The sequence below is a fragment of the Billgrantia sp. Q4P2 genome (assembly GCF_052806135.1).
Window position 1 is genome coordinate 219,504 of the sequence record NZ_JBRBAI010000006.1, and the last position, 19,343, is coordinate 238,846.

Here is a 19,343-nt window from a genome sequence, read left to right on the forward strand (position 1 = left end):
CGGTAGCCGTCAGGCCCAGTCGACGGTGTCTCTTGCTCGACGGACTGCCGGTGCCTTATCGGAGGCAGGGGCCTCCTGGTACGTCAACCGCAGTTGCTCCTTGGCCGCGGGCACCGCTTGGACAGAGCCTGCCACGGTAAATTGGCCAACGAGGCTCGCCATGTCCCGTGCCTGGTCATCCAGCGAGCGACTTGCGGCGGCAACCTGCTCTACCAGGGCAGCATTCTGCTGCGTGACGTCCTCCAACTGCGCCACGGCCTGATTGATCTGCTCGATACCTGCCGATTGTTCCATGGTGGCCGACGATATTTCGGTGATCAGGGCCGTAACCTGCTGGACCTGCTGGGTAATCGCTTCCAGAGTCTCGCTGGTAGCCGTGACGAGCCGACTCCCCTCGTTGACGCGCGCGACGTTGTTGTCGATCAACTGGCGTATCCGATCCGCCTCCTGTGCGCTACGACTGGCCAAGGTACGCACCTCATTCGCCACCACGGCAAATCCACGCCCATGCTCCCCGGCGCGTGCCGCTTCCACCGAGGCGTTGAGCGCCAACAGGTTGGTCTGGAAAGCGATGGCATCGATCGCCTCGATGATCTTCGTCACCTCCTGGTTGGCCATGTGAACTTCCTTCATGGCCAGGTTCGCCTGTCTCGCCACCTCGCTGGCCTGACCGGTCTGGCTGGAGACCTCGCTTGCCATCTGCTGGGCCTGCTGCGCCGAGCTGGCATTGTGCTGAACGGTGGTAGTGATCTGTTCGAGACTCGAGGCCGTTTCCACCAGCGAAGCCGACTGCTCTTCGGTGCGCTGTGCCAAATCCTGGTTGCCCATGGCAATTTCACCACTCGCCACCTCTACGGACATGGCACCCTGCTGAATGTTTCCCACCAACCGCTCGGTCTCGGCGGTGGATTCATTGAATGCCAAGTAGAGCTGTGACAGCTCGTCGCTACCCGGTACGGTCAAGCGCTGGGTCAGGTCACCCCCACGCTTCTGAATGTTGTCCAGCGCTTGGCGCAGAGGGCGTACGATGCTGCGCACGATCAGAATCGACAGCCCAACGCTCAGGATGAGCGCCAGCAGCGCCAGTGTCAGGTACCGCATCAGGGCGCGCTGGGCAGTCGCATGCATGGATTGGGCGGTGGCGAGCAGGTCGGTGAGAATGAAGGATTCGACATCAGCCAATCGATCGATCTTGGCAGTCTGCAGCTCGAACCAGGCATTCGGATCGACGCCGAAGCGACCTGCCGTTCCCTGCTCCATGGCGAGTTGGCTTATGCTCTCCGCACGCTCCACCAGTTCGCCACCAAGCGCCTGCTCGAGTGGTTGCCGATATTCGTCGATGGCGAGCTGCCGGTAGCTGTCCAGATACGCCTTGGACTGGCCAACGAGAAAGAGCAGGCCTTGATAGGTATCCGCCGTCATGCTGTCGCTGGCGAAGGTATTGCCCAGCAGCGCCCGCTCCCTGCCTGCCAATTCCTTGTAGTTCATGAGATTGAAGAAGGTGGTCAGGCGTCGGCTGATCTGGGTGTAGGCAGCTGAGGTCGTCACCTCGCCCACCACGCTGATCAGTTCCTCGTTCCACTCAGTGAAAAAGGCATACGACTCACGGGCCGTAATGCCCTGCGCATCGATCCGGCGGCGAACATCGGCGAGGCCGCGAAGGCCTGCCTCTACCGTACGCAGGCGATCATGCAAGGCTGGAAGTTGCCCGGCAAGGTCCAGTTCGGCCGATAAGTCCCATAAACCGGCCAACCGTTCATCGGTTCGTTGCCGTTGACGCTCGAGTTCGCCACGCAATTGCTCATTATCACTGGAGAGCACCAACCCCGTCCTACCGCGTTCGCGTTGCAGCTCATGCACCAGCTTGTCTACACCATCGATCAACTGGGCCAGCTTCTGCATGCGTGCCAAGCGGTTGGTTTCCTCCAGGCGCTCCAGGCTGCCGCTGCCGGCTAGCCAGGTCATGATCAACAATGGTAGCGCTACCACCATAAGGAATTTTTGCCCCATCGGGATGCGGTGCAAGAGTTCCTTCATCGACTTCTCCTTGGGAAATACTGATAGGGGTATCGGACAGGCAAAAGCAAAGCAAACCTAGCCGAGACTGGAACCGTGCTACGCCTAAGCCAACCTCAACTTTATCGGCAGGAGCGGAAACAAACTTTACAAGAAACTTAAACAATTAAGAATATTTAGTATTATTTGAGATACCTAATTTGTCTTTGGACCGCAATCAACCCCACCCTTGATATCAGCGCCAACATCTGCGGCAGAGTGGCGCGCAGAGGGAAAAAAATGAAATGCAAGCCTCGTGTCAGGCCCCGCTGCACGGGGCCTTCGTCATCATGGCTTGCTCATGTGCGGGATAAGCTGTTTGGATACGAGTCGGCGAACCGACGAAGGAGAGAGCGAGTGAAGCCCGAGGACCTGGAAAAGCTGGTCACCCGCAGGATGCCGTTCGGCAAGTACGAAGGCTGGCTGATTGCCGACCTGCCGGGCCCCTACCTCAACTGGTTCGCCCGGGAGGGCTTTCCGCCCAGCGAAATCGGCGAGTTGCTGCACCTGATGCACGAGATCGACCACAACGGCCTTGGCGAGCTACTCGAGCCACTGCGGCCGCAACGGGAGCATCGCTGACATGCCGATCCGTGCCCTGCTCTTCGATCATGACGGTACCCTGGTCGACTCCGAGCCCGTTCATTTCCACATATGGGAACGCATCCTCGCGGATCGTGGCGTGACGCTGCTCGAGGAAACCTACATAGCCCAATACGCAGGTAAGCCAACCACGGACAATGCCAAGGACATGGTGGAGCGCTTTCACCTGAAATGTCCTCATCAGGAACTGGCAGCAGAGAAGAGCCTCGTTACTCAACGGCGACTCGATACAGAGGCCTTTCCGCTTCGCCCCGCAGTGAAGGAAGTCATCGATTCCTGCCATGCGCAAGGATTGATGCTGGGCGTCGTAACTGGCGCGGGGCGTAATGGCGTGGAGGCCACGCTTCGGCACAATGAGTTGCGCGGACACTTTGCTGCCATCGTATCTGGGGATGATGTCACTGCCAGCAAGCCGGCACCCGATGTCTATCTTCTTGCCCTCGAGCGGCTGGGCATCACGGCGGCGGAATGCTTCGCCATCGAGGACACAGAACATGGCGTAAGCGCAGCGACGGCGGCAGGCATAAGCTGCATTGCCATTCCCAACAGGATGACACGGCAGCATGACTTCAGCGCGGCTACGACAATCCTGGAAAGCTTCGATGATCTTTTCGCCTGGCTGGAGGCGGCTCAGGGGTGACTGGCAACGTCACCGTTCGGCCAGCGCCCGCTGGAATTCCTCACGATACGCCTCGGCATGCCGGGCTGGGTCGGCGGGGAAACGGCCCAAAGCCACGGCCAGTTCGAAGAAGCCTGGCGCCGGCAGGTTGCCGCGCCGGCTTACCACTAATGCGGCGATGAAGGGGCGACCCTGCTTGGCATCCTCGTGCATCAGCGTTTCGAGCGCCTGGGCCACGCGCTGGATGGTACGCGGCGGCGTGAGCCCCAGCGCTTCGGCAAGCTGCTGGTAGGTCATCGGCAGCGAGGCCGCCGGGGCGGCTTCGAGCAGACGACGGGCCTGGGTAGGTAAACTGGCTTCATGCGTCATGGCAGGTCGGTACACTCGACTCGTAAAGGGTTAGCCTACCGCGCCGGCGAGGAGGTGGTCAGCAGCAGGGCGGCAACCAGTACGATCAGCACCATCAGGCAGGCTTCCACGGCGATACTGCACCTCAACCGCCTGGGCGCGTTCAGCTCGCCCCGTGCCACAGCGGGTACCAGCCACCAGCGATTGACCGCGCCGAGCAAGAGCAGCAGCGCCACCAAGGCCAGCTTTACCGAGAGCAACTGGCCATAAAGGGTATTCAGCAGTGAGACGGGGCGTCCACCAAGGAGCCATATGGCCAGGCTACTCCCGGCGATGAGCAGCAGCGGCACCAGCAACAAGCCGAAGCGTCCGAAGCGCAGCAGCAGCCGGGCCGACTCGCCAGGCGAGCTGCTTCTGGCCAGGCGGTAGAGCGGCAAGAGTGCTGCGGCCCAGAAGGCAGCCAGACTCAGGTGCAGCATCAACAGCGCACTTTGCCATGGTGAACCTCGAGTGTGGCCAACCTGGGCGAAACCCACCAACACCAAGCCGATGCCGAGCACACTGACGACATAGCGCACGGCCAGCGGTGTGCCCTGCCACAAGACCAGCGGCAGCAGCAACAGTCCCACTATGGCCAGGCGCAGCCGCTCGCCCTGGGCACTTTCGCCAACGATGCCGAGCAACACCGGATTGAAGGCCGAACTCCAGTTGCCGCCTCCCAGGTAGGCGGCTTGCAGCAGCCACAGCAGCACAAGCATGCCGGCACCGCACCAGGCGGCGATACAGGTGCAGCGGTCGAGAACGAGGGTGTCACGTGGCGGTAGTGCGGGAAAGGCGAAGCGAAACAGCACGCCCCCCACCGCCAGCAAGGCGGAGACGTAAAATCCCGCCAGGACGTGAACACGACCGATCGTCCATGCATCCAGGTCGGCCAATGTCATACCGTTCATTGCCTACTCTTGGATCGTGAAGCGATAACCACCTGACATAGCATGGCCGTCTTCGGCGATACCACGCCATACGACCTCGTACTCCCCTGGTGCCAAGGGTTCAGCAGGCACGGCGGCATGCTCCGCCGCCATCGGGCCGAGCAGATCCTCGCTCAGCTCCACCACGCCTTCCGGGCCAATAACGTCGAACTGGGTGATACGGATCGGCGAGTCGAACTGGAGCGCCAGCCGCTCCGGCGCCTGTTCCAGCGTCGCACCAGCCTCAGGGTATGTGGCAGTTACGTGGGAGTGCGCCCATAGCAGCGGGCTTGCCATCATCAGCCAAATCACCGCGACCAAGGACGCCAGCGTGCCGATATACTTGGCTACTCGCGCTGCACCGGAAGCTCTCTTCTCGACACTCATTCTGCTCTCCTTCGATTCTTGCTTGGGGCCGGGCCACGCCCCGACGCAAGGTTCGGGGGCGTGGCCGCAGGGCTATCCCGCCTTCGCTCAGGAAGGATGCCTCTGCTGGTGGCCCGTATCGTCGCGCCCAGGCTCTTGCTGATGTTGCTCGTCACTGTTCCGTTCGGGCTTGGCCGAGCCTTGGTGCGTCAGGCGTTCGGCCTGGTCGAGCCGCGGGTGGTTGTCGAGAAATTCGCGGTGCGAGTCCGGCAGGGCGTCCAGCGCCTGGAGCGTGTAGGTGAGCGCATGAATGGCGGCCAGCACGTCCTGGGTATTGCCGGTCTCCGAGATGGTGTGCATGTTGCGAATGGGAAAACCGATGGAGGTTGCGGCGCAATCGATGGCGGCCAGCACGCCGGCCATGCCGTCGGTACCGGTATCGGCGCCGACGATGTCGCGCTGCATGGGAATGCCATGCTCCCGGGCGGTGGTTTCGATAATACGATTGAGCTGTTCGCTGGCGATCGCGCCCACCGACATGGTGAAGCCCTTGCCCATCTCCAGCGGCTGCATGCGCCGCTCGCCGATACCAGGAGCAGCCACGTAGTCGTGGTTCACGTCGACACCGATCACCACGTCGGGTTCGAGTTCGCCAGCCAGCACGCGGCTGCCGAAGCGGCCGATCTCCTCGTAGCTGGCGATGGCGAACAGCATGCGCACCTTCTCGGTACCGCCGGCCTCGGCGATCAGCCGCGCCACTTCGGCGGTGACGAAGCAGCCCAGGCCATTGTCCAGGTAAGCACCGTAGAAGGTGTTGGGGCTGAAGCCGCGACGAATGGGGCGGTCGAAGATGATCGAGTCGCCGGGGCGCACGCCGAGGTTGAGCACCTGCTGCTTCTTGTTCTCGCCGTGGATCTGCAGGTCGAGGTAGATCTGCTCCTTCTTGATGCCCTTGCGCCCCTCGCGCTGGGCCGGATCGGAGAAGTGGATCGCCCCCAGCGCCTCCACGGTGCCGCCCTGAATGATGCGATAGCGGCCAGGCTGCTCCGGATCTTCGCTGAACAGCTTCACCTCGTGGCCGACCAGCACATTGGGCAGGAAGGCGTCGGTATTGATCCAGATCTTGCCATCGTCGCCGATGCTGCGCACCTGCATGCGGATCTTGTCGGCGTGCCCGATGATCATCACCTTGAACAGGTCGTCACGGCCCGGGTGGGTGTCCCACACTACGCCAGCGTGGCCCTTGTACTGGTGCAGGTGCCAGCCCTCGGGGGCGAAGCTTTCGAAGTGGGGCTTGAGCACGCCGTAGGTCATTGCCCCTTCCAGCCCCACGGGGCTTGGGGCATCCAGGATGCGCTGCATCAGGGTGAACTGCGTTTCCGACATGGGCTCGGCCCATGGTCGATGCGTCTCGCTCATAGGGCTTCCTTTCTCGACGGATCAGGATACGGTTCAGCGTAGTCTGCCAGATGTCGTGCGACATCGCCTGACCGAGCAGTTCTTGACCACAGGGGCGGCGCTCCCGGCCATGGCAAGAACTCACAATAAAGGCAAGGCCAAATGGCCTTGCCTTTGCTATCGCCAGCGGCGTTGCCGGCTTGGGAACCTCAGCGCGGCGAGTTACTGCCCCCAGGCATCGCCCAGGGTCATCTCATCGTCGTCCAGCTCGGTGTAACGCTCCTCATCGTACTCCTCGGCGGACTCCTCGAGCTCTTCTTCGCCATAGGCTTGCTGGGTTACCAACTGGTCGTCCTGCAGCCGCATCTCAGCCAACGGCAGGGTAATGTCGGTGCCACCCATGCCCCACAGGCCGCCTACGGTGACGACGACATGCAGGTCGCCGGTGTCGTTGTCCCGAACGACGTTCTGGACGTCACCGATCTCTTCGTCTTCTTGATTGACGACGGTCATGCCCTCGATTTCGCTGACCTGCTTGTCGCGCAGCGAGTCGTCCAACTGGTTACCTGTCGCCATGTCATCGGCACCCGTTGTGCCGACCTCAGCGCCTGGAGCCGCCTCATCGGCCTCCATGTCTGGCGCATCTTCCATCAGGTCGGCATCGTCCTGGTTGCCTTCAGGCTCCATGGTGGATTGCTCTTCGCCTACGGCGGCATCGCCATCGAGAACGTTCTCCTCGTCTGCGTTGTCCTGGGCCAGGGCACCTCCTGCCAAGCCAGTGGAAATAGCGCCGATCATGATGGCCAATAATGTCCTTTTCATCACACTCCCTCCTAGAGTTGACTCAATACCCACCTTCTGACAATAGCGCTTACCCTGGCCGCCAAAAGAAAAATTAGGATACGGATGGCAACCGAAGGTAACTGCTACGTTGTTTCCCTGCCTCTCAAGAAGCAAGGCAAGGCCACTGGCCTTGCCTTGCCCATTACCCAATACCTCATACCCGAAGGGAGAAAGCTAGCGACCCATCGCATCGGACAGAGTCATGTCACCATCCACTTCGCTGTAGCGATCCTCGTCGTAATCGGTGGCCAGGTCATCGAGCTCGTCCTGGCCGATGTTGTCCTGTAGCACCAATTGCTCGCCTTCGAGCTGCATCTCGGCCAGCGGCAGGGCGACTTCGGAGCCACCGAAGATCCAGAAGCCACCCACCGAGACGATGGCATGCAGGTCGCCGGCATCATCATGACGCAGCACGTTTTCGACCTGGCCTATCGTCTCGCCTTCGGCATTGACGATGGTCATGCCTTCGATCTCGCTGACCTGCAGGGAGGCAATCGACGGATCCAGCGAAGCGCCCGTCGGCTCCATCTCCTCGAAGCCCGCCTCGGGCTCGCTCTGGGCGGCTTGCCCGGCCGGGTCTTCCTGCTCGCCTTCGGGGGCCTGTTCGGCCTGCTCCGCGGAAGGTTCGGCTGAAGTCGCCTGCTCGCCCGGATCGGTCTGCATTTCTTCGTCGGCGTTGGCTTCCGGGTCTTCTGCAGCAGCCTGATCGCCGTTTTCGTCCTCTTCGTCTACCGAGACATCGGCCTGCTCGTTCTCCTCGTCGGCTGGAGCATCCTGTTCTTCCTCAAGTCGCTCCCTCTCCTCTTGCGCTTGCTGGGTTTCGACAGCCTGTTCTTCGCCCACCGCGGCTTCGTCATCGAGTTCTGCCTCGTTGTCCTGCGCCAAAGCGCCGCCGACGAGCCCGGCAGAGATGGCACCGATGGCGATAGCCAGTAAGGTCCTTTTCATGGCAGTTTGCCTCCTTGGGGATCCTCTCTCGTCAAGATAGGCGGGTGCAACCGCGTACCGCCAGAAACGTAGCGAAGCAAAACGTTAACGAATAGCAACCTGCGTTGTCGTTACGCAACCCAACCTTACTCCGTGATATGGAAACGATAGCCTCCCACCGAAGCGGTACCGCCCTCGGCCGTGCCGCTCAGGACGATAAGAGCAACGAGGCGCCACGGCCCCAGGCTCATGCTTCTGGATACACGTAGCCACGCCACCCCTGGCCGGTGCCCAGGTGCGTGGCCTCGCCAATCACATCCGGCCGATGCGTCGAGATGGCCGCCCGCCCCTGCTGGGTACCCAGGTGGGTGGCCACCATGCGCTGCGGTGCCTCCTGACGGGCCGGAATCGTCGTGCCACGAGGCAACGGCAGGTGCGTGTCGCCAGCGCGTACTGGTCCCCGCGCGCCGGAGCGCAGTTGGGAGGCGACCAGCCAACCCAGGCCAACGCCAGCCACCAGTGCAGGCATGGGATGCTCGCGGATCGAACGCCGCAGGCTGGCGAGAAAACTGGCCGTTGCCCCATGTCTGCTGGGCATGTGCTGCAGGGCGTTTTGCTTGAGCCGTGCCGGTGCAAGCCGGTTTTCGAGTTCATGCAGGGTGTCGTTGAGCTGGGCACGGGACTGACGGATATCGGCCTCGAGTTCGTCGGCCCGTCGTTGCTGATAGCGGCTCATGTTCTCGCCTCCTTGGCTTCCCTGTTGATGCTGACTTCCCTTGTCTTCAAGCTGGCCCCGGTAGCGAGCTTCGTCAAGGCGACGCCCCCCGAGTCGCAGCGGCACTCAGGCCGCCACGGCCTCGAGAGTCTGTTCGATGGCCTCGCCGCTGGCAGGGCGCACCAGCCGAGCCACCTCTTCGCCATCCTGAAGAAAAACCAGCGTCGGCCACAGCTTGATGCGAAACGCCCGCCCCAGGCGCCGGCCGGGGCCATCCTCGACCTTGAGATGATGCACGTCGTGGCGACGCGCCAGAGCCCGTTCGAGGCCGGGCTGGGCGATCTGGCAGTAACCGCACCAGGGGGTGCCGAACTCGAGCACGGTGACACCGTCGAGGGAGCTCACCTCCTCGAGGCTCGGCGCCGACGCCATGTAATCGACCTGCATGGTCATGTCTCGTCCTCCTTGATAAGCCCTGAGGGAACGATAGCAGCCGCGAGCATCGGTGAGATGTTGCAAAATGCATCCCGGATGCGGCAGGCCGGTGCCTACGCGGATATGCTAGGGGTATCGTTCTAATACTAACGGGGTAAGCCATGTCCGCTCTGTATCGTCAGCACCGTCAGCGCGGCGGACGGTGGCCGACACGCATCGCCGGGTTCAGTGTGCTGTTGCTGGTGTTGGCCGCGTTACTGCTGGCCGGTGCCGGACCCGCCTACCGGCTGGACCTGCTGACGCTGGGTGGGGCCTTCAATATGCTGCGTTTGGGCGGCCTGCTGGGCCTCGGCGCTATCGCAATCGCCCTGCTGGCGCTGCTGGTGGCACTCCTATGTCGACGCAAGCACGTTGCCTGGACGTCGTTATTCGCGATGGCCGCTACGATTGCCCTGTTGGCGATACCCTGGACGTACTGGCAGCGAGCCCAGACGGCTCCACCGATCCACGACATCACCACCGACCTGGAAAATCCTCCGGAATTCGTCGCCCTGGCTCCTGCTCGCGAGGCCGCGCCCAACGCTGTCGACTACCCCGGCGAGTCATTCGCCCGCCGCCAGCGCAGGGCCTATCCCGATATCCAACCTCGCCATTTCCCCCTGCCCCTGGCGACGGTTCGTGCCGCCGCCGAAGCCGCCGTGCTGGATATGGGCTGGGAGATCGCCGACATCTCCATCGATACCGTCGATACCATCGAGGCCACCGCAACGACACGCTGGTTCGGCTTCAAGGACGATGTGGTGATTCGGCTGACGCAGGAGGCCGACGGCATACGGGTCGACGTGCGCTCGGCTTCGCGCCTGGGGCGCGGCGATGCGGGCGCCAATGCGCAAAGAATTCACGACTATTTCGATGCGCTGGAGCGACGCACCGGCTGAGGCATCGCCCGATTGATGTTCGGGAAGCGAAGCTCGACTCCCGGCCGGCACGACAACATCCAGCCGGGAGCCGCGGAGTCCATCATGCTTCGGGCGGCAGTGCCTCGATGGTGCGCAGCGCCTCGTTGACGATGCCTTGACGCTTGGGCAGATCGGCCATGCGGTTGGGCGTTTCCATGTTGAGAGCGAAGAACACCGGGCCGCTCGGGCGCTCCACCCAGCCTACCCACCAGCCGAGCTTGCCGCTCCAGCCGGTCTTGCCCCGTAGGATCCAGTCGCTACCGGCGGCGGTAATCATCAGGTCCTTGACCAGGCGCTGGTCCGCCTCGTCGAACGGCAGCTCGTTGCGGTAAAGCCGCTCGAGGAACTCGATCTGCTCCTCGGCGGTGATTTCCAGCATGTCTTCCTCGAGCCAGAAGTTCTCGACGTCGTCGCCGATGTCGGCGTTGCCATAGTCGATCGCTTCCAGATAGCTTTTCTCCCTCTCCTCACCGAGTTCCCGGGCGAAGAGCTGGTAGAGCCATACCACCGAGAGGCGCATGCCCGAGCGCAGATCGTGGTCGGCGTTCCACTGCGGGAAGTCACGCTCGACCCCATCCCAGGGAAAGACCTGGAACTCGTCTTCCACCACGTCAGCATCGAGGACGAAAAGGGTATGGGGAATCTTGAAGGTGGAGGCGGGCACGAAGCGCTGCCGGGCTCGCTCGCCATCGTGCACCAGCGTCGTGGTAGTACCGTCGCGCTTGTCGACCACCAGCAGCGTGCCGCTGGCTTCGTTGGCGCGGAAGATCTCGCTCCAGTCGGCACGCTCCTGCCAGGCATCGGCCACGGCACCAAAGGGCACCAAGGCCAGCACGAGAACACCGGCCATCAATGTCTTTTGCGTCAGATTTTTTAACTTCAAGGGTCTTGGGATCATGGTTCCATCCGCTCGTCATGGGTTCATTCCAGGGGGAAGCGACGCGTCGGAGGAGAGATTAGCGGGGGTCTGGCGACTGCCACAAACCATGATATCTTGCATGAGCCATAAACTGAGCTTGGGCTTATGACGAGACCCTACCTGCCATTGAATGCCCTGCGAGCCTTCGAGGCCTCGGCCCGCCACCTGAGCTTCACCCGCGCTGCCGACGAGTTGAACGTGACCCAGGCGGCGGTGAGCCATCAGGTCAAGTTGCTGGAGGAGCGCCTGGGCGTGGCGCTGTTCAAGCGCCTGCCTCGCGGGCTGATGATCACCGCCGAGGGCGAGGCGCTGCTGCCGGTGATGCGCGACGCCTTCGACCGCATGGCGAACATGCTGGAGCGGCTCGAGGGCGGCAAGGTACGCGACGTTCTCAATGTGGGGGCGGTGGGCACCTTTGCGGTGGGCTGGCTGCTACCGCGCCTGGCACGCTTTCAGTCCGCTCATCCCCTTGTCGAGGTGCGCCTTTCGACCCACAACAATCGGGTCGACATGCCCATCGAGGGGCTGGACTACGCCATTCGCTTCGGCGATGGCGCCTGGCACGGACTCGAGGCTCAGCGGCTGTTCGATGCCCCGCTTTCTGCCCTGTGCACCCCTCGCCTGGCCGAATCCCTGCGCACGCCGGCAGACCTGGCCCGCCACACCCTGCTGCGCTCCTATCGCGAGAACGAATGGACGCACTGGTTCGCGGCGGCGGGTGTGTCGCGGCCACCGGCAAGGGCTCATGGCGTGACCTTCGACTCGTCACTGGCCATGATGGAAGCTGCGGTGCAGGGCGTTGGCGTGGCCCTCGCCCCGCCGCGGATGTTCGGACGACAGTTGAGCAGCGGCCAGGTCGTCCAGCCCTTCGACATCCATGCCGCGCTGGGTAGCTACTGGCTCACCCGGCTCAAGTCGCGTACCCCGAGCCCCGCCATGGAGGCCTTCCAGACCTGGCTGCTCGACGAGGTGCACCACGCCTACGGCGACCAGGCCTAGACCAAGGGCAACACCAAACCTCTACTGCCGGCCCTGTGTTAGCCTGGGCGCTCAACACGATGAACGGGCAAGGGAGCGATGCTGCGCATTTCCCATACCGTGGAGCTGGGCGACCACGAGATCGAGATCAGCCAGATCCGCGCCCAGGGAGCGGGCGGCCAGAACGTCAACAAGGTGGCCTCCGCGGTGCACCTTCGCTTCGATATCTCCGCCTCGAGCCTGCCGCCCTTCTACAAGGAGCGGCTACTGGCGCTTTCCGACCGGCGTATCACCAAGGAAGGCGTGGTGGTGATCAAGGCGCAGAGCCACCGCACCTTCGAGCAGAATCGCGAGGATGCCCTGGAGCGCCTCAAGGAGTTGATTCGGGATGCGGTGAAGACGCGCAAGGCGCGCAAGCCCACCAAACCGACCCTCGGCTCAAAGCGCAGGCGCATGGACAGCAAGACCAAGAAGGGGCAGACCAAGGCGTTGCGCGGCAAGCCAAAGCTTTAAATAGCGGCTGGCTGCTAGGCTAAGGAGGCGTATGCCGAACCGAGGAGAGTCGATGCCATCGCCGAGAGCGTCACGCACCTTACCCCCCGGCCTGGAACGCCTGCACCTCGCGTGGGACCTGCTGATCATGGTGCTGGTCGTGGCCAACCTGACGCTGCTGCTGTTCGACAGCCTGTTCCTGCTGCCGCCCCTGAACGAGGTCTTCGCCGCCGTGGCACCGAGCATGCACGGTGCCTATGACCGCCACGTGCATGCCAATTTCATCGAGATCGATCTGGTCTTCGTCGCGATCTTCGTGCTCGACGTGTTGCTGGGCTGGGCCGCGGCGATCGCCGAACGGCGCTATCACCGCTGGTTCTTCTATCCCTTCGTGCACTGGTACGACGTGCTGGGCTGCATCCCGCTGAGTGGCTTCCGCCTACTGCGCGTGCTGCGTATCTTCTCGCTGCTCTTCCGACTGCAGCGCCTAGGGCTGATCGACGTACGCCGCTGGCAGCTCTACGCGTTCTATGCCAAATACTACGACGTCTTCTTCGAAGAGCTTTCCGACCGCGTGGCGATTCGCCTGCTGGGCAACATGCAGGAGCAGGTCCGTTCCAGCGATTCACTGTCGACGCGGGTCATCGACCGGGTGGTGATGCCGCGCAAGCAGCAGCTGATCCACGAACTTTCGCGGCGGCTGGAGGAGATGACCGGCAACGCCTACGCACGCAACCGCCAGGAGACGATGCACTACGTGAGTTCGCTGGTGGGCCGTACCGTGGCGGAGAGCCAGGAGATAAAACGCCTGCGCCGCTTGCCGATGGGAGATACGTTTGCGCGCAGCATGGAGTCGAGCCTGCGCGACCTGGCCTGCCGCCTGGTGGACGAGGCGATGGCGGGGCTGCGCTCGCCGGAGTTCACCGCGCTGGTGGAACGCCTGGCCGACAGCGGCTTCGATACCTGGCTGCAGGTCGACGAGCACACCGACCGGGTAACCGAACAGGTGCTCGTCGACATGCTCGAGCTGGTCAAGGAGCAGATCGCCGTCAAGCAGTGGCGGCGCCGCTACGACTGAGGCGCTGCGGCCCCGGTCAGGGGTGGCGTGAGCTGAGAATGTGATGCACCCCGCCACAGTCGACCATCGGATCCTCGCAGTTGACCACGATTTCCGAGCGCGCCAGCACGTAGCTCTTGCCGGTGATGGTGTTCTCCACCACCTGGTGCTTGCCGCCGGCCTCGCGGGCTTCGACGAACTGGCCGATGAAGCCGGTCTCGCGCAGGGAGACGGTCTCCAGCTTGTCGCCGGGTTTGATGGTGCCCTCGTAGTGCATCAGCGCCAGCCGCGCCGAGGTGCCGGTGCCGGTGGTGCTGCGGCAGATCACGCCCGGGTGAACGTAGGTCGCCGAACGCGAGCGGTAGAAGTCATCGGCGATCTGCTCCACCGGCCCCATGAAATGCAGGAACGGCAGCGGCCCCACGTCGCCCAGGGTGTAGTGGGAGAAGCCGCTATGAGTCTGGATCGCCTCGACGATGCGATGGGCGCACTCGGCCAGCGCCCGCTCCTCCTCGCGCTTGAGCGAGAAGCCGAGCTCCTCGGCGTCCACCAGGGCATAGAAGCCGCCGCTGTAGGCGATGCTGTAGGTCACGTCGCCCACCTCGGGCACGTGGATGCGCGCGCGATGGGTGTCGATGTAGCTCGGCAGGCCGCCGCAGGTGATCGCTTCGACCACGCCGTTCTCGACCCGCGCCTCGATCTGCACCAGGCCGGCCGGGGATTCCAGCGTGAAGTGCTGGATGCCCTCGCGCTTGGGAATCAGCCCGGTCTCGAGCAGCGCGGTGGCGGTGCAGATGGTGTTGGAGCCGGAATAGACCGGATAGCCCATCACCTCCATGATGATGTAGCCCATCTTCGCCCTGGGATCGGTGGGAGGCACGATAAGGTCCACCGACATCTCGGGGATGCCGTAGGGTTCGTTCAGCAGCAGCTTGCGCAGGCCATCGGCGTCGTTCTCCAGGTACTCCATCTGCTGGCGCACGGTGGCGCCAGGCAGCGGGTCGATACCGCCGATCACGATGCGGCTGACGTCGCCGCCGGCATGGGTGTCGAGCAGTTGCAGGGTGAGTTCGTGGCTCATGCCTTGTCCTTGAAAACGTTGCCTTCGAGCGCGAAGGGCGCGCCGTGTTCGGCCCACTGAGCGTCGGGCACGACGACTATCTTGCCCAGGTAATTGCTGCCGCGATTGACGAAGTAGCGCTCCGCCTCATGCAGTTCGGAGAGCTTGAAGGCGGCATGCAGCACCGGCTTGAGCTGGCCGCCGCGGATCCACTCGACCAATTGCTCGGCCTCCTCGCGAGTACCGTGGGAGACGCCGAAGATCTGCACCTGGTAGAGATAGATGCGCGTCCACATGATTTCGCTCAGGTTGCCGCCGCTGGCTCCGGCGATGGAGAGCCGCGGGTAGGTGGTGCGGGCCTTCATGTCGCCGATCATGGTGTCAATGAACAAGTCGGTCATCTCGCCGCCGACCAGGTCCATCACGGCGTCGATGGGCGCACCGCCGGTGGCCTCGAGCACGCGCTCGACGAAGGTGGGCAGGTCGCCGCGGTCGATCACCGCCTCGGCGCCCAGCTCAAGTAGCGCGTCCGCCTTGTCGGGCTGGCTCACCGCATAGGGAATCGCGCCGACGATGCGGCACATCTGGATCAGCGCGGCGCCCACGCCGCCGCTGGCGCCGCTGACCAGCACCCGTTCGCCCGCCGCTACCCTGGCCGAGGTCATCATGTGATAGCCGGTCTGGTAGGAGCACATGCCCATCGCCGCCAGCTCGGCGTCGGCGAGTTCGGGGTTGGCCACGTGGTGGAACTGGTCCGACGGCACGGCGATGTACTCGGCATAGCCGCCGTCAGCGCCGTGGCCGTAGTAATCGGGTGTCAGGTTGATGTCGCGGCGCTCGTCGGCGTAGAGGTTGAAGTCGAGCAGCCCTCGCTCGCCAATGCGCGAGGCGCTCACGCCCTCGCCTACTGCCACCACGCGCCCGGCCACGTCGGCGCCCTGTATCCGCGGGAAGGTCAGGGTCGGCTCGCCGCCCATGGCGAACGAGGTCACGTCACCCTTGTCCTTGGTGGGATAGAGCCCCTCACGGGCCTTGCGGTCAGTGTTGTTCTTGGCCGTGGCGGTAACCTGCACCAGCACCTCGCCCGGCCCAGGGCGCGGGGTGGCAACGTCGTCGCGATAGACCAGCTTGTCGATGTCGCCGTGGCCGGTCAGGACCATGGCTTTCATGGTGGCCGGAATGGTCGGCACGTTCTCTTTTGGCACGGTGGTCCTCCTGGCTGAGCCTCGATGGCGGTCGCTTTCCACACCTGGCAAGCGGCTCCCCTCGCCATCATCGCCTCGGCGTTTCCAGGCAACGACATGCCGATAAGCCAGCACGCTGTTGGCGCCGACCGGGTGTCGTGGTGGAACGGGGAAAACGAATGAGGTGGGGCAGCCTGTCCGGCGTGTCGATATGGGGCAGATTGAATCATGCCCTGCCCGGGGCTGCATACCGTTGAGCCCGTGGATTTTTTTCTGTTTTGAAGGGCTCCGAGTGGGTGTTCTTTCGGCGAACAGGCATCACCCAGGCTAAGGCGCAGCCAATGATAGCTCGCTATTCTTACAGCCAGGAGTGGACCGAGGTGAAGGAGACACCGATGAACTACTGGCTGATCGTCAACGAGGCCGCCGGCGATGGCCGCCGAGGCGAGAACTATTGGCGCGAGCACCTCCAGGCAGCGGGCATCGATGAGGTACATGTTCGCGTGCTCGCAGATACCGCGTGGGAGCACGCAGTGGCGCCGGGTGACCGGGTCCTGGCAGCCGGGGGCGACGGCTCGGTCAACCGGGTAGCCTCCGTCTGCATCGAGCGTAATGCCGTCCTTGGGGTATTACCCTCAGGCACGGCGAACGACTTTGCCCGCAACCTGGGCTTGCCGGAGGATCCTGCCGCACTGTGTCGCCTGGTGCGGTCGGGCCAGAGTGTGGAGGTCGACGCCGCCTGGCTCAACGGCCACTTGTTCCTCAATGTCGCCCATATCGGGCTTGGCACCCTTCCCGCCCGGGATGCCTCGCAAGCACAGAAGCGGCGATTGGGCCGCTTCAGCTATCTACTCACCCTGGCGCAACGGATCGGCCTGCAGAGAGGTATCCAAGGCCGCATAGAGTGCGGCGACCAGGTTGCCGAGGGACGCTGGCTCACCATTGCCATTGCCTCAGGCGCTTACTTCGGCGGCGGCCATGATATCGCCGAAGCCCGGATCGATGATGGCCTGCTGGACGTGGTGGCGGTGCGCCAAAGCTCCTGGCCGCGCCTGTTGGTCGCCTTCATCATGGTCCGCCTGCTACGGCGTACGCCCCAACGCGACGACACCGTGGTGCACCTCCAGGCGCCCCAGTGCCATATTCAGTTGCGCCATCCCCATACCCTGACCGCGGATGGCGAGAATCTGGGCCGCATGGCCAACGTCTCCGCCTTCACGCGATGCGGCGTACTCGAAGTGCTGTGCGAACGGCTCGTCTCGGCCCAGCCTTCGTCGCCGGAGACGGTGCGCGACACGCCCACCGATGCGCCCCCGATGGTGCGGCCAAGCCCCGGGCCGCTCTGACGTTTCGATGGCCCAAGCACGAGAACAGGGCATTGCCGCGGCAATGCCCTGTGCGGAGGAGCGCCCATCGTTCCAATGACACGCTGCAAGAGTGGCACTCTGCGATAATGCGCTTCCGATGAATACGCGCTCAGTGATAATGCTTGCTGCAGTTGGCGATCTCGCGGGCTATTTCGTCATCCTCACAGCGATCGGCAATGTCGCTGAGCGTCACCACACCGACAAAGCTCTTGTCGTTCTGGTTGTTGAGCACCACCAGACGCTGCACCCGTTGTTCCTGCATGTTGCGCAGCACATCCTTCACGTCCTGATCCTCGAAGGCGTACAGCACATCGGTAGTCGCGACGGAGCTTGCCTTGTCGTCTGGGCTCTTGCCCTCGGCGAGGGCGCGAATCGTCAGATCGCGGTCGGTGACGGTGCCGATGATCCGGTCGTTTTGAACCAGCGGCTCGAACCCGGAATCATCCTTGCGCATGCGCTCGGCAACCTGGCGAATGGTAGCGTCGGCTGGGCAATAGTCGGGACGCTTGGTCATTACTTCACGTACTTGCATGATCACACCTCCTTTCTTACCTGTCGCACGGTCGAAACCGCGCTGCTTCCTGCTGGATGTACCTAAAAAATAGTTCCTGGCATTGCCCGTATCAAAACTAACTCTGTCTTTGTTTATTGCCATTGGTTAAGGGAGGTTTCTCCTGAAGTAAAACGCGAGCCGTGGGGAGCGAACCTCCACCACCGGGCAGGCTGGCGGGACATGATCGCGGTCGATGTCACTGACTGGCCGAATCAGGCCTGGCGGGGGGATCGCAGCAGCCAGGAAGCCACGGCCACCAGCAGCAGGCCGACCAGCGCCCCGGGACGGGCCCCCAACACCAGGCTGACGGCCAGGCCGGCGAATAACGCCAGACCGCCAGCCACGATTCGGCCCGGCCGCTCCGCCGCGGCGACGTGCTGCTTGCGATAGCGCTCGAAGGCCACCACCGCGAGCATTACCGGTACCACCATCAGGGCACACAGCCCAATCCATTCCAGGCGACCGATCCAGAACCCCGGCTCGCCCGGCAGGCCTGCATCGATCGGCCAATCCAGCCGTTCCCCCAGCCAGGTCGCTGGCAGTTCGGCAAGCTTGTGCCAGAGATAGAGCTGCAGCCCGAATGCTCCGAACATCGCCATCCAGCGGCCCAAGTGCTGGCGCCGCAGGAAGGTACGCACCGGCGTTTCGAACAGCACGACCAGCCCGACCTGGAACCACATCACGCCAAGCAGGGCCAGGGTCGGCGGCAAGACGTTGGTTGCCCCTCCGGGGTTGCCATTGACCATCGAAGGGGGATAGCCCAAGGCTACCGCCGAGATCAGCCAGGCCAGGCCGAAAAGCATCAGCACGATCCCCGTGTGCCGCCCGGCGAAGCGACCGTTCCACCAGGCGATGCCGAGCTGCTGGGGGAGCAGCCAGAAGAACAGCGTATTGATCCAGGCGAAATAGTCGTGACGATCAACGACCAGAGAACCCAGCTGGAGCCACTCGTCGACCGACGCGGGACGCGAGCGCAGCAGGTCTACCGCGGCGATGCCCACGATCAGCATCGCCGCCGTCCACAGGCCGAAGCGCCGGTCGGCCCAGACGCAGAGGGGCAGCATGAGCTGTACCCCGAGCAGAGCCAGCAGGAACCAGAGATGTACGGTCAACGAGTGGTTGAGGGGCCCCAGCACGCCTTCGCGAGTGAAGAAGGCGATCCCCACGAAGACGGCCAGCACGGCCAGGTAGGTCACGGTGGGCCGGGCCAGGCCCAGGGCACGCTCCGCCCACCAGTGTGCATGAGGCTCGCCGGCCCGATAGCGCTCCCACACCCCTTCCGAGCTGACGGCAGCGGAGACGAAGATGAACAGCGGCACGACCTGAACGCCCCAGGTGAAATACCCTGCCGGCGCCCAGGCATTGAGAATGTGCCCGGTCTCCACCAGTATGCCATTCTCGATTCGCGGCAACGTGGCGACCCAGTGCCCGAGCACCACGATCAACAGTGCGATGGCGCGCAACGCATCGGGATACGGGTCGCGTGCGCTGCTCATG

Annotated in this window: 21 protein-coding genes; 7 read left to right on the top strand and 14 right to left on the bottom strand. The window is 63.4% G+C overall.

From position 1 onward, the window contains the following. Positions 1–9: 9 nt before the first annotated feature. A complete protein-coding gene (locus tag ACUY1T_RS12840; protein WP_446023371.1) occupies positions 10–2,037 on the bottom strand; it encodes a methyl-accepting chemotaxis protein in 2,028 nt (675 codons plus the stop codon). A 375-nt stretch (positions 2,038–2,412) separates the two neighbouring features. Between ACUY1T_RS12840 and ACUY1T_RS12845 the strand changes: the two genes are divergently transcribed. Continuing rightward, positions 2,413–2,637, top strand: a complete 225-nt coding sequence (locus tag ACUY1T_RS12845) for a DUF3820 family protein (RefSeq protein ID WP_446023373.1) — start codon at positions 2,413–2,415, stop codon at positions 2,635–2,637. Between the two features lies 1 nt (position 2,638). Next, entirely contained in the window at positions 2,639–3,298 is a 660-nt protein-coding gene (locus ACUY1T_RS12850; RefSeq protein ID WP_446023375.1) for an HAD family hydrolase, read from the top strand. 9 nt (positions 3,299–3,307) lie between these two features. On the opposite strand, the gene ACUY1T_RS12855 is transcribed toward ACUY1T_RS12850, so the two are convergent. From ACUY1T_RS12855 to ACUY1T_RS12890, 8 genes are all read right to left on the bottom strand, one after another. Beyond that, on the bottom strand, positions 3,308–3,646 hold the full coding sequence (locus ACUY1T_RS12855; RefSeq protein WP_446023377.1) for a hypothetical protein: 339 nt from the start codon (positions 3,644–3,646) through the stop codon (positions 3,308–3,310). A gap of 35 nt (positions 3,647–3,681) precedes the next feature. Next, entirely contained in the window at positions 3,682–4,575 is an 894-nt protein-coding gene (locus ACUY1T_RS12860; RefSeq protein WP_446023379.1) for a CopD family protein, read from the bottom strand. A gap of 3 nt (positions 4,576–4,578) precedes the next feature. Continuing rightward, the gene (locus ACUY1T_RS12865) at positions 4,579–4,980 is read right to left on the bottom strand and encodes a copper resistance CopC family protein (RefSeq protein WP_446023381.1); all 402 of its coding nucleotides are present in this window, start codon (positions 4,978–4,980) and stop codon (positions 4,579–4,581) included. A gap of 87 nt (positions 4,981–5,067) precedes the next feature. After that, a complete protein-coding gene (locus ACUY1T_RS12870; protein WP_446023382.1) occupies positions 5,068–6,378 on the bottom strand; it encodes a M20/M25/M40 family metallo-hydrolase in 1,311 nt (436 codons plus the stop codon). Between the two features lie 201 nt (positions 6,379–6,579). Continuing rightward, positions 6,580–7,179, bottom strand: coding sequence for a PRC-barrel domain-containing protein (locus ACUY1T_RS12875; protein WP_446023383.1), 600 nt, complete (start codon positions 7,177–7,179; stop codon positions 6,580–6,582). 195 nt (positions 7,180–7,374) lie between these two features. Continuing rightward, positions 7,375–8,148 carry a PRC-barrel domain-containing protein gene (locus tag ACUY1T_RS12880; RefSeq protein ID WP_446023385.1) on the bottom strand — a complete coding sequence of 258 codons (774 nt, stop codon included), beginning with the start codon at positions 8,146–8,148 and terminating at the stop codon, positions 7,375–7,377. Between the two features lie 226 nt (positions 8,149–8,374). Beyond that, positions 8,375–8,863, bottom strand: coding sequence for a DUF3618 domain-containing protein (locus ACUY1T_RS12885; RefSeq protein WP_446023387.1), 489 nt, complete (start codon positions 8,861–8,863; stop codon positions 8,375–8,377). Between the two features lie 105 nt (positions 8,864–8,968). Further along, positions 8,969–9,295 (bottom strand): thioredoxin family protein, encoded by a 327-nt coding sequence (locus ACUY1T_RS12890; RefSeq protein WP_446023389.1) that lies wholly within the window; start codon positions 9,293–9,295, stop codon positions 8,969–8,971. Positions 9,296–9,438: 143 nt separating this feature from the next. Here ACUY1T_RS12890 and ACUY1T_RS12895 point away from each other — a divergent pair, with 143 nt between their 5' ends. Then, entirely contained in the window at positions 9,439–10,215 is a 777-nt protein-coding gene (locus ACUY1T_RS12895; RefSeq protein ID WP_446023391.1) for a DUF1499 domain-containing protein, read from the top strand. 82 nt (positions 10,216–10,297) lie between these two features. Here the strand turns inward: ACUY1T_RS12895 and blaOXA are convergent, their stop codons facing one another. Then, entirely contained in the window at positions 10,298–11,086 is a 789-nt protein-coding gene (gene blaOXA / locus ACUY1T_RS12900) for a class D beta-lactamase (RefSeq protein ID WP_446023393.1), read from the bottom strand. Positions 11,087–11,260: 174 nt separating this feature from the next. On the opposite strand from blaOXA, the gene ACUY1T_RS12905 reads away from it, so the two are divergent. From ACUY1T_RS12905 to ACUY1T_RS12915, 3 genes are all read left to right on the top strand, one after another. Continuing rightward, the gene (locus ACUY1T_RS12905) at positions 11,261–12,154 is read left to right on the top strand and encodes a LysR family transcriptional regulator (protein ID WP_446023395.1); all 894 of its coding nucleotides are present in this window, start codon (positions 11,261–11,263) and stop codon (positions 12,152–12,154) included. A 78-nt stretch (positions 12,155–12,232) separates the two neighbouring features. Next, the gene (gene arfB / locus ACUY1T_RS12910) at positions 12,233–12,646 is read left to right on the top strand and encodes an alternative ribosome rescue aminoacyl-tRNA hydrolase ArfB (protein WP_446023397.1); all 414 of its coding nucleotides are present in this window, start codon (positions 12,233–12,235) and stop codon (positions 12,644–12,646) included. Positions 12,647–12,698: 52 nt separating this feature from the next. Next, on the top strand, positions 12,699–13,703 hold the full coding sequence (locus tag ACUY1T_RS12915; RefSeq protein ID WP_446023398.1) for an ion transporter: 1,005 nt from the start codon (positions 12,699–12,701) through the stop codon (positions 13,701–13,703). A gap of 16 nt (positions 13,704–13,719) precedes the next feature. Here the strand turns inward: ACUY1T_RS12915 and ACUY1T_RS12920 are convergent, their stop codons facing one another. Continuing rightward, a complete protein-coding gene (locus ACUY1T_RS12920; protein ID WP_446023400.1) occupies positions 13,720–14,763 on the bottom strand; it encodes a proline racemase family protein in 1,044 nt (347 codons plus the stop codon). Further along, positions 14,760–15,911, bottom strand: a complete 1,152-nt coding sequence (locus ACUY1T_RS12925; protein WP_446023539.1) for an alcohol dehydrogenase catalytic domain-containing protein — start codon at positions 15,909–15,911, stop codon at positions 14,760–14,762. The genes ACUY1T_RS12920 and ACUY1T_RS12925 overlap by 4 nt, the downstream gene beginning before the upstream one ends. Before the next feature lie 410 nt (positions 15,912–16,321). Here ACUY1T_RS12925 and ACUY1T_RS12930 point away from each other — a divergent pair, with 410 nt between their 5' ends. Beyond that, positions 16,322–17,272, top strand: coding sequence for a diacylglycerol/lipid kinase family protein (locus tag ACUY1T_RS12930; RefSeq protein WP_446023402.1), 951 nt, complete (start codon positions 16,322–16,324; stop codon positions 17,270–17,272). A 130-nt stretch (positions 17,273–17,402) separates the two neighbouring features. Here the strand turns inward: ACUY1T_RS12930 and ACUY1T_RS12935 are convergent, their stop codons facing one another. Next, positions 17,403–17,825 (bottom strand): CBS domain-containing protein, encoded by a 423-nt coding sequence (locus tag ACUY1T_RS12935; RefSeq protein ID WP_446023404.1) that lies wholly within the window; start codon positions 17,823–17,825, stop codon positions 17,403–17,405. 233 nt (positions 17,826–18,058) lie between these two features. Then, positions 18,059–19,342 carry an acyltransferase family protein gene (locus tag ACUY1T_RS12940; protein ID WP_446023406.1) on the bottom strand — a complete coding sequence of 428 codons (1,284 nt, stop codon included), beginning with the start codon at positions 19,340–19,342 and terminating at the stop codon, positions 18,059–18,061. Position 19,343 lies beyond the last annotated feature (1 nt).